The sequence below is a fragment of the Pedobacter folensis genome, assembly GCF_056490665.1.
Genome location: NZ_JBWJIF010000001.1, coordinates 198,388 through 212,519, shown reverse-complemented (window position 1 = coordinate 212,519; position 14,132 = coordinate 198,388). Strand labels below are relative to the sequence as shown.

The window sequence follows — 14,132 nt, the reverse complement described above, 5'->3', positions numbered from 1 at the left end:
TTATTATATCCTTAAAAATTTACGTTTAAGCCAAAGCCTATATTTTTTTGATTGGGATAAAATCCTCCCGATGCACCTTGGGAACCCAAATTTGGTGTTTCCGGATCAATCCCGCCCAGTACTGTAGTCCATGTGATGAGGTTAGTTGCTTCTGCAAAAACTTTCACACTTTTAATATTAACCGCCTTAAGCCATCTGGCCGGTAAGGAATACCCCAACCTGAGGTCCCTTAATCTTAAGAAATCATCCTTTATTAATGTAGCGTTGCTGCTTAGGGAATTATTTGCCGAACTGGCCAGTCTTGGATAGATGGCAGATTCATTACCCGGTCTCCAGGCGTTGTCATAGGTAAATTGCCAGTTTAAGGCCTGGGCATATTTGATATATCCGCCCAATGCACCATTGAAAAACGTACTTAACGATAAGTTTTTATAGTTTACATTAAAGCCAAAGCCAAAATTGATCGGCGGGAATCCGTAATTGTTAATCCGGATCTGATCAGCTGGCGTCAATTTACCGTCGCCATCACGGTCGGCATATTTGATATCTCCAGGTTTGATGGTTGCATTTTTTAACCCATCCTGGTCAAACCATGCGGCAATCTCCTGGGTATTCTGGAAAATCCCAACCGCATCATAGCCGACCTGTGTATTGGTCGAATAGCCTTCCTGCCGCTGGTAATCAGGCAAGTCTTTTGTTCCATAATCCAGGACAGTGGTCTGTACATAGGTAAAGTTCAAATTTGCCCCGATAGTCCAATCTTCATTGAGGTGGTTCTGGCTACTTAATTCAACATCCAGCCCCCTGTTTCTTAACTTTGCAAAATTCTGGATCGGGCCATTGATCCCAAAAGTACTGGGCAGGTTATAGGTTTGGGACATCAGGATATCATAGCGGTCTTTTTGGTATATGTCAAACATGACACCCAACCGCCCATGCCAAAGACTGGCATCGAGCCCAAAATTGACCTGTCTGTTTTTAGCCCAGGTAATGTTTTCGTTTGGCAAAGTGGAGTTGTTTAACACAAATGTTGGTGTGAAAGCAGTGCCAAATACATAGCCATATGTATTACTCGTACCTGTATTGGCTACCCTATAGGTATAATAATAGGTATTAGCCCCAACATTGTCATCCCCGGTTAAGCCATAGGAAGCCCTTAGTTTCAGTGAAGATACTGTCGAAAGAAGTGGCTTAAAAAAATCCTCCTTAGAGATCACCCATGCGGCAGATCCACCAGGAAAAAATCCCCAGCGATGGCCTGGCGCAAACCGTGTGGATCCGTCTAAGCGGAAACTGGCCTGCAACAATATTTTCTTATCAAAATCATAATCCAATTTACCTACAACCCCTTGACGCGCGAATTGATTGCGGGTTCCAGAAGTGGTCTCTCCAATGGTTGAGCCTAGATTTAAGATATCCAAACCAGGTGCAACCAGGTTTAACCTTTTATCCGTATTTGAATTAGCACTACTTTCGCTCACATTGTATAAGGTCAGAAAATCTATGCTGTGCTTTCCAAAAGTTTTCTGGTAATTTAAGGCAAGATCAGTGCTATAGGTATTTTGATCCGAAGTTGCATCAGCTACACTGGGCAATCCCGAACCACCGGTTTGCAGGTAACCTGTTGGTGAGGTCGGATCCAGTCTGTACAAAGGTACCGGCACCACATAAGTTTTGCCCCTGGTAAACCCTTTTTCCACATAGAAGTTTGCGTAGGCAGAGAACCCGGGAAAATAAGTAGGTTGGTAAGTCAGCTTCCCATTGGCAGTTAAGTAACTGAGTGTATTTTTGGCATAACCTGCTTCCTCTGAAATTGCAGCTAAAGGATTTACCGCGCCACCGCTTGGTGCACTGCCGTAACTCCCGTTTTCATTCCTCGCAGGAGCCAACGGTGACGCATTTATCGCAATGTTCATTGGATCGCCTCCACTAGGGGTGGTTTGGGTAGCGTTACGGAAACCTAAATTTACCTGTGCCTTGAAATTTTTATTGATGGTAATGTCAAGATTATTTTGAAGCGTGTAACGCTTATAGTTGCTAATTTTGTACATCCCGTCCTGATCGCTATAATTACCGCTAATGAAATACTTCACTCCCTCAGTTCCCCCTGTCAGGTTAAGGCTGTGGTTCTGTACAAATGCTTTTCTTTCTGTTAATAATTTTACCCAGTCTGTATTGGCATACACATAAGGGTTACTTTGATTTTTAATGGTTTCCAGAATAGCTGGTGAATATGGCGCAGCAAGTCCACTATTTACAAAATATTCATTTTGCGCTATCGCATAACCATAACTGTCTAAGTTAGTGATCATCTTTCCTGGTGAACTGAAAGTATAATTGCCTGCGTATGAAAATACTGGCTTCGCATTTTTTCCCCTTTTGGTGCTGACGATAATTACTCCATTTGCACCCCTGGCCCCATAAACGGCAGTAGCTGCATTATCTTTGAGGATACTGATGCTTTCCACCTCGTTTGGATCGATATCAGAGAGTCCCACCTGACCAGAGCTGTTCGTTGTCGAAAACCTGGGTACCCCATCTATCACAAGTAATGGCGCTTCAGAACCGTTTGTGGTTCTGATGAGTAGGCTGGCCTGATCACCTCCCGGCACGCCAGAACTTGAGCGGGACAATAAGCCCGGAAGACGACCGGCAAATACCTGAGAGAGATTGGTTACCGGCATCTGGGTGATCTGATCTGCAGAGATGGTTGTCACAGCCGTAGTAAGGTTTTCTCTTTTGGTTTGTCCATAGCCCACTACCACAATATCAGACAGGTTCATATCAAGTTCTTGCAGTGTCAGGTTTAGGGTCAGCTGATCGGTAATATTAATATCTAACTGCTGGTAGCCCGTTAAGAGAATTCTGAGTTTCGATCCGCTACCCGCATTGATGGAAAATTCGCCCTGTTCATTGGTAACTACAACAGTAGATGTACCAATAAGGTAAACGTTCACATTTGACAGGGCTTTGCCACTTTTATCTCTTATCGTTCCCCTGATTACCTGAAAGGGATTAGTAATACCGGGAAAGATCTTCGGCACTTCAGCTTTAGGTTTCACAATGACCGTTTTTTCTGAGATAGAATAGGTTAAAGGCTGGTTTTCGAAGCATTTGTCGAGAATCTCGGTTAATGAAGCCGACTGCAAGTCGATGTTTACTTTTTTTGCCAGCCTAATCTGCTGCGTGGTATATACAAAATCATAACCACTTTGCGCCCGGATCACTTTGAATACTTCAGTTAAAGCAACGTTTTTTCCACTGAAGCTGATCTTCTGTGCAAAAGTTGCCGCCTTTATCTGTAATAAGAATACGGTTAAAAGAAGTATAGTTAACTTCATGGTCCGGAGAATTAATATTTTGTCCCTAGCGGAAAATATCCGCTTAAATAGCATGTAAAAATTCATACATTTGTTTGGCTCCATTGCTTTTAGGCAGTGGAGAGTTTGGTTTATAGTTGATTGATAGTTAGCACTTTTTTCAAAGAATAGACCAAGATCTTACCGGGGGTGGTGGAACACTCCTGGTTTTTTTATGGCCATCCGTTCTGGTAATTATTTCATCACGGTGATCCTCCTTCCCTGAAGCTTGAAGTGAACGCCACCGGTTTCTTCCAGCACATGAAGAACGGCGGCAATATTTTTTGATCTGGAAATGGTTCCACCAAAACTGCTCTGACCGATGTTATCATCATAGATCACCTCTACATCATACCACCTGGAAATTTTCCTCATTACGCTTTGGATATTTTCATCCCTGAATATAAAATCACCGTTCTTCCAATCTGTATCTGCTTCAATATCAGCCTGGGACACGATAATTGAACTCCCATCTGAGGAAGCCTGCTCTCCAGGCTTAATTACTTTTGCTCCGGTGCTGCCCTTTGGGGTAACCCTTACGCTTCCCTCAAGAAGTGTTGTACGTATTGTAGGCTCATCGCTATAACTATTGATATTAAAATGAGTCCCAAGCACTTCTACTTCCTGTTTGCCGCTGATCACCCTGAATGGTTGATCCTTATTTTTGGCAACTTCAAAATAACCCTCACCGCTCAACTCAACCTTCCTTTCCTTCAGGTGAGCAAATGATACCGGATATTTAAGGGATGAGGCAGAATTCAGCCAGATCCTTGTCCCATCGGGAAGATTAACCTGGTATTTCCCTCCCCTTGGCGTTTCAATGGTGTTGAACTGTTGAACTGAAGCTAATTTCTGATCGGCTACAGTATAAACTAACTGGCCGTCAGCTGATTTTTTAACCACTATACCGGCCTGCTCAGCTAACTGCCCGGCACTTGCTCCGCTGAGATCTATTCTTTTTCCGTCTGCAAGCGTCAGATAGGCCCTGTCCTTTCCCGGTTTTATATCATTGGCAAATCCCGTAGCCTCTACGTCAGCCATTTGATTCTCTTTGTAGTATAAAAAGATTCCAACGCCCACTATACAGAGCACGATTGCTGCTGCCACATACCTTATCCAGTTGTACTGACCAAGTTTCAGGTATTTGGTTTGCTGATGAGGATGAGCCGCTTTTTCTATTACATTCCACATTTCAGTTTCTAAATGTTCATACCCGGGCTCAGTCAGGTTATCGGTACGGTTTTCCGTTAGACTAAGGTACCAGGTATCCAGGGCAGCTTTCTCCTCTTCCGAGCACTTCCCCTCGAGGTATTTTCCAATGAGTTGTTGCGGATTAAAATCTTTCATCTTTAAAATTCTATAGGCAGTATAATGGTATTACACCCGGCAAAAGCCAATGTTGTATAAGCATGTTAAAAAAAAATTAATTCTATGTAAATTCCCTAACCGCTAGAGAAACGGAAGGAATGCCGAGAGGCTATCACCAAATTTGGCACGTAAAGCTGTAATGGCTTTGTTCATCTGCGTTTTTACGGTAAGTTCAGATATATCCATTGTTTGGGCAATCTCCTTGTAAGACAGGTTTGCTTTTCTTTTAAGCTCAAAAACCTCACGCATACGGGCTGGAAGCCTTTCTATCTCCTCTTCAATAAGTTTTGCAAGCAGTTTTTCCCTCACCAGATGGTCGGTAATATTTGAATTCGAACCAACAAAAAATCCGAGCTGCTCAATATGGGCATCCTGTATTTTTCTATGCCGGAATATGTTGAGGATCTTGTTTTTGACCGTTGAGTATAGGTAAGGTGCCAGAACTGCATAGGCAGGCAATGCAGGAGCTGCAGACCATAAACTGATGAAGGTATCCTGAACAACATCCTTGGATTCCTCCTCATTCTGGAGAAGCTTGCGTGAGTGCCTGAAAAGAATCGGCCAGTACCGTTTATAGATTTCGGAATAGGCAGACTTATCTTGCAACCTTAATAAGTTTAGAAGTTCTTCATCATTATAAGAAGTATAGCTCACCATAAAATTGCTTTCAGTGTAAAAATAGAAAGTATTTGGGTGATTTCCACTTATAATATCAATTAGAAGTTTTCTTGTGGTAAAAACGATACAACACCTTAAACTGGGAAGGTCATTATAGCACCTTCCCAGAACAGATCAAATATTTTCTAGTGGTCAAGATCTCCATCAATTGAAAAATTATCCATGACCAGGATCCCATTACCTTTTTTGGTGATGGCGATATAGTAGTCATCCTGGCCTGTTGTGGTAAATTCTCCTGAAAATACGGTGGCACCATCAAGGGCGGCATTGATTAGCTCCCTATTATCTTTTACCGAACGGACGATAATTTTATAAACTCCATTTTCTGTTGCTTTATAAGCAAATTTGACTTTGTAAGAATTGTTGGGTTTAAAACGCACCATTGATGGTGAGGTACGGTAAACCTCCCCATTTCCCTCTTGCCAGGTTTTTAATGAATAATTGCCATCAATGGTATCCTCGGTATAGCCCTTATGATACGCTGATAAATGCGTTTTATAGGCACTGGGGTTACTGGCAATGAATGGCCCCCAGCCCTCGTCAACATGCTCAAAATCTTCATAAAAATCATGTTCCGTTTTTTTTATCCCTGCCGTTTTTACAATCCTTACATCATCAAACTGTACCAGCGAACCCGCAGTATGTTCTTTAAAGGAAAGTTTTACATTAGCCTCTCCTCCATGGTAAAGGAAAGGAATTTTGATACGCTGGAATTTTGTTCCGTACCTGTCAGTATTATCGGTAAAGTTTATTACTGCACTTTCATTTATAGAATAGGAATTATCTCCGATGGAAAGCGCAGCATTCCCCTTTCCTTCTACCCTGCACCAGACCGACAACATGTAAGAATTTCCTTTTTCGAGTTTCAAAAACTGGCCTGCATTACCCGTTCCCTTAAGCTGCATGACATCCTGCCCATATGGTGTTTTCACCACCTGTACCGCTTTGCCCTGGATTGACCAGCCTGATAAACCACCATCAAACCCTGGATTCGAAATTGGCCCACCTTCTCCCCAACTCATTAGGTAGGCAGTTGCTACTTTTTTTCTATAAACCACATAACCCTGCGCAGGCAAAGCCGTTATGGTAACCTCCCGCTGCGCATTTACAGGCAGGTCTGCAATCCATTCACGCCCCTGTGCAGTAAGTTTATATAGACTAACCGTAGGCTGCGATTCCCAACTGTCAGGCAGTGTCCAGGTAGATATCCCACCCTTGGTATTGTAGTGGTAGATTTTTTCCTTTGTATTCGGATTCCATGGAATAAATACTTTATCACCATCTTTTATTAAATGTCCATCCTGGAAGAGTTTATTTACGTCGTTTTCCGTCTGGGAAACCAGGTTATCCTCAAATACCGCCTTTCCCTCACCGATACTTTTCAGGTCATGATACATCAGAAAACGGTAAGGAAGCTGCTGGATAAAGAAATTGTAAAGTACCTGATTGAAGTCTCTTCCTTTTTGCCAGCCCATAAAGCCGATTTCGGCACCCCGCGAATATCCACCGAGCAACAAAGGATGGGCGGCATAGCCATCACGAAACTTATGCTGAACGAAACGGGAGATCAGGCTTTTCGATTCAGGGGGATAATGTGTCCATATTGCTTCCCGATAGAATATTTCGGGATCCTCCGTCCAGATCGGCCAGCCATTTCTATTGAAATGCCGCGCTGTAAAATCTGCAATTGAGCGATGCTCTCGGTAGGTATCGATATAAACAAAAGCCAGATCGGGCAAGTCCTTTTTTAGCTGATCGATCCGCTGTACAAAAGTGCCCCGTTTGATGTCGGCCTCTTTATTAATCAGATAAGCCTGGTCCAGCCATGACCAGCCCGGGATGTCCGTGATAATTTCATGGTCATAGGCTTTAGCTTCCGGATAGGCTTCGCTGTGGTTGATATGGACCCCGATATTGGCATTGTAGCCTTTAGCTTGTGCAGTCAGATACTGTAAATCCGAAAGCCCTCCGGCCCTGCGGTTATAATTACCTGCATAATCCGGATGGCCGCTGTCGTGTCCTTCCGACTGGTAGCCTTTAAGTTCCAGCATCTGCCCAAAACCATCAGTGGCCAGATTGAACTTTTTGATATTATCTAACTGTCGCAAAAAGGGATATTGCCCGCCGCTGGCAAAATTCATGGTAATGGTCGCATAAGAATTCCTGACCAACGCTGCCCCATAAGGTTCGGGATATACTTTGGCAAGGGCATAAGCCCCATCCTGCCAGTCCACCTTCCCATCGCCATTGCTATCCCCAGAAAAAATAATTTTCATTTCTGGTAGCGATAGGAGCTCATTATTGATGCCCCTATAGATCCATTCATTACTAAAAAGAGAGGTAAAATAATCGCTCCCTTCTTTCGCCGTACGGTACATGATCTGCTTGGCGTTATAAATTGAATTATTGTCAATTGTAACTGCAACCTTCTCATTGTTCAGTATTGCGATTGAGGCATACATTGCGGTAGTATCAGTGACACGACTCTTTAGCGGTATGAACTCATCGTTATGCACATCATGGGCAATGGAGAGTATTCCACCCTGGTCTTTCGTACTCATCGAAACAATATCATGGTCTGGAAAAGCGATCGTTTTCACCTTCACCTGACCTCGTTCCTCGATCCGGGTCACTTTCATTTCAAGGATCGTCCCATGAAGAGTAAACTCTGTGGTCAATCCTACATTTATCTGCGGTATTTCCGACAGATAAACCACCCTCCCCTGGTATTTAATGACCCTGGTTCTGGCAGCATATCTTTTTCCGTTGATCACCAAACCATTGGATATCTTTTTTGCTCCAGGTAAACGGACATTGCCATCTTTTATCCGGTATTGATAGGCAACTGGATAAGCATTTGAAAAAATAACTTCCATTTTATCCGATTCCAGTTTTATCGAAGAAGGCTGTGCTTGTTTTACATTCAATTTTTTAACAGGCGAGATCCTTACCTTGCTCACCTCTATCTCCGCGCCATCATGGGCACTAAAACCTGTATAACCAGCTTGATCGCCCATGATTGAAACCGTGCTGCGCGCGATCTGTTCCCCGTCCAGATAAACGGCCACAGTTTTCCCGATATATTCAATCAGCACATGCCTTTTGTAATCTTTATAGAACTTGGATATTTCAATAGCTATTTCCTTTTTTTGCAAGGGCGTTCTTACATACCAATGAGAATTCGTCAAAATATCTGAAGTCAGCTCGCAGCCCGTATAGTCCCACTGCGCGTTGTTCAGGTATCTACTGATTACGCCAAATTTAGAACCCGAATTTTTTGGTAATACATCAAATTCGATAACAAAGTCATACCTTTTTTGATCCCCATTATTGAATACCAGCATCGCTTCCTTTCCTTTTGCGGCTTTAAGCAGAAAATGCTCATCTTCTTTAGGCATCCGGGCGTATGTAACCGACAAACTATCGGTGAGGGACTGCTGAGCTTTTAAGCCAGCAATTTGAAAGATAAAAAAAAGGACCAGGCAAAAATTCTTTAATATTAAATAGCGCATAAATCAGTAGTCACTTTTGGAAAAAGGATTTCAAATGAGGCCAATTATAGCCAATCAGGAGCTAATATTCTACCATTCACCAATAAATCTACTACGCAATCGTTTGACAAACCACGCAGAAACTAAGCCTACTTTTAATTTGTCTTACCTTTATCAAGTTAATCCCGGTTAACAGAGAACCTTGCTGTCAGGACATATGTGGCATCATTGCGAACCAAAAGACCCATATGGCCCGGCGCGCAGGGAACGGCCGATAAAACAAACAACCCCCATCCTAAAAAATATCAAATAACAACAACTCAAACAACTGCTAAAACAACCCATCATTTATCATCCTCATTATAAAGGAAACTAATTTCAGTATTAATTTTACGAACCAGTTCATCAGCATAAAATACTTTACCTTAGTACATAATTTCTATATCAGAAAAACTAAAAACAATACCGTGTTTAATCTTTTCAAGAGAAAAAAAAGCAACATTCAACAGGAATGGCAAACAAAGGGGGCTGAATATGCCAGCGCCGTAAACGAAATGGTCCGCTTTGCGGAAGAACATGGCTGGGATAACTGGAAAGGCAAAGATCCGAGCGATGGCAGGGAACACCTTGCCCAGGAGATACTGGCCTTACTAAAAGAAGCTAATGAAAAGGGTGAAACCCAGAAATTCAGACAGGATTTCCCACCCGCGCATGCTCCCCTGATCGGCCTGATGGATAATAATTCACAAAGCATCTGTCAACTTCAATTCATCGAAGGGCAAAAGATCATTTTTCTCACCGGGTCCCCCTATCAGCAGCGGCAAGCCTTTTTGCTAAATGGCGACGAGCTCCTGGAACTGGATGAAAATATCCGCGCCGTCGGAAAATCCAAAGCAGGAGAAGTATTTGCCATTGCTGTAAAAAACAAGATTACAACCACCCAAGGCTGGCAGGGCGAAATCATTACAGAATTTACGCTCAGCGAGGATTCCGCTCACGGCATTACCGAATTGGTCCCATTCAACGATGGCAAAAAAATCCTGCTTACAACCGCTGAAGGCATTTTTATCCTCTCTGATAAAAGTGAACAAATGATCCATCCGGTAATGGATGAGGATGATGAGGAATGGAGCCCGAACATTGATATGGAAAATGCCACCCTGTCTGATGACAACCAGTTCATCGTAGTAGCCGATCAATGTAGCGACTACCGCATCCTCGATTCCGCAGGAAAGCAGATTGGGACAATCGGCCCACAATCCTCCTACCCGCACTACTGTCTGTTTTCCAAAGAGGGTAACCAGCTGCTGACCAATTCCTGCCATTTCTACAACGGGATCAGCATTGGCGTAGATACTGATAAATTGAACGGAATCTTTGTACCTCCTTATGAAGAAAATGGGGATTTTATTCTCCTGGATGACCAGATGCGTGTTTATTCGGGAGTGGCAGCTTCAGGATATTACATACTTGGTGACGCCCATGGTTATATCAGGGCAATTGACAATGCTGGAAAGTCTTTATGGAGGCATCATTTGGGATCCAGCATTAGCGGGATGGCCATTTCCAATGACGAACAGACGCTTTGGGTGGGTTCCTATTCCGGAATGCTCCACAAGCTCAGCCTAGGTAAGGGACAGGACAGCCATACCCTGGGAAACGGCAACCATTTGGAGGAATTCAGGATACTTTTTTGGAAAACTGAACCAAAACCTTTGTTCTGGTAACAGCTTAAACTGCAGAGGACATCGGGAATTAAAGCTAAACTGCGGATTATCCCTGGATTCACTTTATAACAGCGCAATGTTTCCCCCAACGGTTCCAGTGAGACCAATGGCTTCAGCTCCCGGTTGATTATCCATCAGGAAGGTAAAAGGTAGTATTGTTATTTCATTATAATGGTCTGCCGGAGTTGCCCTCATCGCAACCTGATCTTTTTGTCTGGTCTCAGCTGGTTAAGTATTTCGCGGAAAAGTTCGATCCGCCCGCCGGAGCGGATGATTTGCGCAATATCAGATTTTTTGATCACATAGGAAATTATTTCACCCCAACTTTAGCTAAGTTGTCAAGAAAGCCCGCGCTTTAAACATCGCTTTAAACCTAAGCGCAAAATAGTGGTTAGGTGATCTGGAATAACACTATACTGTTATCTAGAATTGATAGGATATGCCAAATGTTGCGTATATATTGTACATATTAAATGAGATACCACTGAATGAATCAGCAAAGATGGGCCTTAATCCCCACTGAAGGTCCGCTTTAACAGAGAAATCTTTGTAAACTAATTTTTCACCCCCGGCAAAAAGCCCAAAATCGACTCTCCGTTGTTTATCATCAAAGTTGAAGCTTGCACTGGTAATGGTAATCTTTTCCCCCAGCGAATCCCCTTTCCTCAAGTAACCATCCGAAACGCTTCCGGAAAATGATGATTTTAGCAGTCTGGCTGTATAGAATCCCAACTTGATTTTCCAATTATTACTGGTATTGTAAACTGCATAGATTGGAAGCGACAAATACATATTTTTAACACTAGTGGTATTTGTCCCACTAAAATCCCCTTCCACAGACGCATCGTCTACGGAAACCTCGGTATGAAAATATTGGACACTATCCTTTACGCTCATCCCTTTGCGATCCAAACGCAGACCAGTTCCAATGCCCCAATGGTCACTCATCCTGAGGACAATCTCATAACCAACAGCAGGAGAAAAGCCTGGTGAATAACTGTCTATTGCCCTGATGTTTTCCGGGAAAGATACCGGTGCCAGTCCACCAAAATTATAACCGATGAACACGCTATGGCTGAATCTGGCGACCTTATCTCCACTGCTTTCTTGTGCGAAAGCCATATTTATCCTAAAGCTGATAATCACTATAATTAAAAATTTGCGCATATTCTTATTATTTTGGGATTACCGCTAAATTATCGACAACTAACCTGCTACCTAATGCGCCTCGGTACCGGTCACCTTCTTTACTCGATGATGCAACGATGGTCATCATCAGTTTAGCTCCGGGTTGAGCGGCCCACCCCTGTTTATATATGAAGGGGATATCAAATTTGGTAAAATCTGTCTTCGCTGAGCCATCGCTTAGGACCGCCCGGGCGACAACACGGTCGGAAGTCAGTATATTGGTACCATCCAGCCGTTCAGTACCTTCAAATAATACGGCATATATCGAACACTCATCCGTTTTACCCTGAACAATATTCTGATTTTCATCCTGAAAACTGACCCCAGGGCTATATTTATAATACCCTGTAAACCGGTCAGGTAGACCAACATAGGGTTCTCCAAATTCTGTTGCGGCAAGGGGCTGTATTAATACTGATGAAGGGTCAAAGTTACCGATAAACAAAGAACCTGCGTAAAGATATATCCCTACGAAGGCAGAAAGTGAAGTTCCTTTTATCGTCACCATTTCCGCTGCCCGGCTTCCCTGATAACCAAAATTCGTAGACCTTGTCGGGTAAGCAAGCGGATCTTTGGCGACCCCGGATATTGCTACCCCCTCATTCCCGGAGCTCCAAATCGTTGTAAGGTTATCCTCTAAAGGATATTCCCATTTATCATCACTGTTTTGTCCCCATTTTTCAAATTCAAAATTCCAATCACCCACATTGATTACCTGGACGGTATAGGTTTTTTTATTCTCTGAGCGTTCTGCCGTAACCGTATAGGTTACCTGTCCAGAAGCACTGAAATTTATTTTTGCTCCTGAGAGGGGGCTAATTGTCGCATTATCCGACACCTTAATAGTTGGCATCACACCTTGTTCAAATGCTTCCTTTGTCAGGAAGAGCAAAATTTTTCTGTTTGCCTGGTCAATAAAAGTATTTCCGGTGAGCTCTTTTGGATCGAGGATAAACGAAACAATATCAGCTTCAGGATTTTTCGGGGCGTCCTTAATGCAGGAAGCCAGGGATAATATGATAATAAAACAAAATAAATATGTTTTCATGCCTTAAATTTAACCAATACAAAAATAAAAATTTCGCAAAAAACCACTGTGATTATATCATTGTGAATTATGATAATATTGATCCAAGTGGTGCATACAACCATAATAAGGTTTCGGCAACAAGTTATACAACTATTGGTACGCCATTAGATATCGAATCAATTCTGATGTACGCCGCAGATCCCATCGGAAATTCCCAAAAGATAACAAAATTAGGTGGATCTCGTTACGAGACCTGCTTTCCTTCACCAAATATGAGCCCTGCAGATATTGCTCGCCTCTCATCAGCTCAACCAGTCATCGATAGCCGCACCTCAACACTGTACTTTTTTGCTCGCTTGCAAGCCACATGAGCCTCTAGCATTTCGCAATTCCCTATGCCAAATTTACTTCAGGCCGAATAGAGCTGCTCCAATCTTTTTCATTGCATTTCACGCAGGGTGTAAACCTTGTCCCCTGCTGCATTAATAGCGTAAAGCCACAATACCTGCAACTATAATAGCCTCTTTTCTCTACCCTATCACCGCAGGTTACCGTGTGCCCATCGGGCCGGTAATCCATCGGCTGAATCCCAAGCCCCGGGACAATTTCGGGTTTAGGAAAACACCAGACCGAAACCAGTCCTGAAGTCTCAAAAAAAGCCCGTTTTACCTGCCCAAGCTGCTCGACATCCTTACTTCTCAAAAACCGGAAAAGATCTTCATGGCTCAGGTTGTTCCGGTCAAGTGAACTGGTCACGATCAGTCCGTCCTCTACCAGACAGTCCGCACGGCCTTCCATAAAGACCTCAAGACGTTTATTTCTGTTGATTGTCCACTCCGCCACAGTTTGCAGCACCGCTACGGTGGTAATCACCAGAATACCATGAAGGATAGGCACGTCCTTACCCATCATTGGATCTCCTACCGCAGAACCAAAACAGATGATGATGGCCAGCTCAAGGGTGGATAACTGCCCCATGCTCCGCTTACCAAGAAAACGCAGCAGCAATATCGTATAGGCATACATTACCGCTGTACGGAAAATGATCTCCAGAAGGAAACCATAAGGTAGATCACCAAAAAAGATCCTGTGAAAATCGAAAGTTTTAAAGTCCTGCATCAATAAATGAATTAATATGAGCTACAAAAGCATATGAGCTGGCAACTACATGAAAAAGAACAAGCCACAATTCCATATGGTTTTGAAAGCGATTAAACTTTCCATATTACCGGGGCACTTAACGATGCCAAGCTATTGGCTGAATCCTTAAAAATCGGCTACAGCCTTCTCT

The 14,132-nt window shown here is 43.1% G+C and carries 9 protein-coding genes; 2 read left to right on the top strand and 7 right to left on the bottom strand.

Features of this window, described 5'->3' with window-relative positions:
* Window positions 1-11 precede the first annotated feature (11 nt).
* The 4 genes from AC04QZ_RS00815 to AC04QZ_RS00800 all read right to left on the bottom strand — a co-directional run bounded on the left by AC04QZ_RS00815 (window position 12) and on the right by AC04QZ_RS00800 (window position 8,803).
* The gene (locus AC04QZ_RS00815) at window positions 12-3,341 is read right to left on the bottom strand and encodes a TonB-dependent receptor (protein ID WP_478356174.1); all 3,330 of its coding nucleotides are present in this window, start codon (window positions 3,339-3,341) and stop codon (window positions 12-14) included.
* 213 nt (window positions 3,342-3,554) lie between these two features.
* A complete protein-coding gene (locus tag AC04QZ_RS00810; RefSeq protein ID WP_478356173.1) occupies window positions 3,555-4,706 on the bottom strand; it encodes a FecR family protein in 1,152 nt (383 codons plus the stop codon).
* A 102-nt stretch (window positions 4,707-4,808) separates the two neighbouring features.
* Window positions 4,809-5,384: an RNA polymerase sigma factor gene (locus tag AC04QZ_RS00805; RefSeq protein WP_478356172.1), complete on the bottom strand. Its 576-nt coding sequence runs from the start codon at window positions 5,382-5,384 to the stop codon at window positions 4,809-4,811.
* Between the two features lie 146 nt (window positions 5,385-5,530).
* Window positions 5,531-8,803: an endo-alpha-N-acetylgalactosaminidase family protein gene (locus tag AC04QZ_RS00800; protein WP_478356171.1), complete on the bottom strand. Its 3,273-nt coding sequence runs from the start codon at window positions 8,801-8,803 to the stop codon at window positions 5,531-5,533.
* Window positions 8,804-9,363: 560 nt separating this feature from the next.
* On the opposite strand from AC04QZ_RS00800, the gene AC04QZ_RS00795 reads away from it, so the two are divergent.
* Complete coding sequence (locus tag AC04QZ_RS00795; protein ID WP_478356170.1) at window positions 9,364-10,623, top strand: YncE family protein; 1,260 nt, start codon at window positions 9,364-9,366, stop codon at window positions 10,621-10,623.
* Between the two features lie 423 nt (window positions 10,624-11,046).
* Here the strand turns inward: AC04QZ_RS00795 and AC04QZ_RS00790 are convergent, their stop codons facing one another.
* Window positions 11,047-11,790, bottom strand: coding sequence for a porin family protein (locus AC04QZ_RS00790; protein ID WP_478356169.1), 744 nt, complete (start codon window positions 11,788-11,790; stop codon window positions 11,047-11,049).
* A 7-nt stretch (window positions 11,791-11,797) separates the two neighbouring features.
* Window positions 11,798-12,859: a PCMD domain-containing protein gene (locus AC04QZ_RS00785; protein WP_478356168.1), complete on the bottom strand. Its 1,062-nt coding sequence runs from the start codon at window positions 12,857-12,859 to the stop codon at window positions 11,798-11,800.
* Between AC04QZ_RS00785 and AC04QZ_RS00780 the strand changes: the two genes are divergently transcribed.
* Window positions 12,850-13,212 (top strand): M12 family metallopeptidase, encoded by a 363-nt coding sequence (locus AC04QZ_RS00780; protein WP_478356167.1) that lies wholly within the window; start codon window positions 12,850-12,852, stop codon window positions 13,210-13,212. The two genes, AC04QZ_RS00785 and AC04QZ_RS00780, sit on opposite strands and share 10 nt — an antisense overlap.
* 22 nt (window positions 13,213-13,234) lie before the next feature.
* On the opposite strand, the gene AC04QZ_RS00775 is transcribed toward AC04QZ_RS00780, so the two are convergent.
* Window positions 13,235-13,819 (bottom strand): DUF421 domain-containing protein, encoded by a 585-nt coding sequence (locus AC04QZ_RS00775; protein WP_478356166.1) that lies wholly within the window; start codon window positions 13,817-13,819, stop codon window positions 13,235-13,237.
* Window positions 13,820-14,132 lie beyond the last annotated feature (313 nt).

Bases quoted from the DNA above. Each gene is read 5' to 3' on its own strand.
- AC04QZ_RS00810 (WP_478356173.1), bottom strand. From the start codon at position 4,706: ATGAAAGATTTTAATCCGCAACAACTCATTGGAAAATACCTCGAGGGG.
- AC04QZ_RS00775 (WP_478356166.1), bottom strand. From the start codon at position 13,819: ATGGGGCAGTTATCCACCCTTGAGCTGGCCATCATCATCTGTTTTGGT.
- AC04QZ_RS00800 (WP_478356171.1), bottom strand. From the start codon at position 8,803: ATGCCTAAAGAAGATGAGCATTTTCTGCTTAAAGCCGCAAAAGGAAAG.
- AC04QZ_RS00805 (WP_478356172.1), bottom strand. From the start codon at position 5,384: ATGGTGAGCTATACTTCTTATAATGATGAAGAACTTCTAAACTTATTA.
- AC04QZ_RS00815 (WP_478356174.1), bottom strand. From the start codon at position 3,341: ATGAAGTTAACTATACTTCTTTTAACCGTATTCTTATTACAGATAAAG.
- AC04QZ_RS00780 (WP_478356167.1), top strand. From the start codon at position 12,850: ATGTTTTCATGCCTTAAATTTAACCAATACAAAAATAAAAATTTCGCA.
- AC04QZ_RS00785 (WP_478356168.1), bottom strand. From the start codon at position 12,859: ATGAAAACATATTTATTTTGTTTTATTATCATATTATCCCTGGCTTCC.
- AC04QZ_RS00790 (WP_478356169.1), bottom strand. From the start codon at position 11,790: ATGCGCAAATTTTTAATTATAGTGATTATCAGCTTTAGGATAAATATG.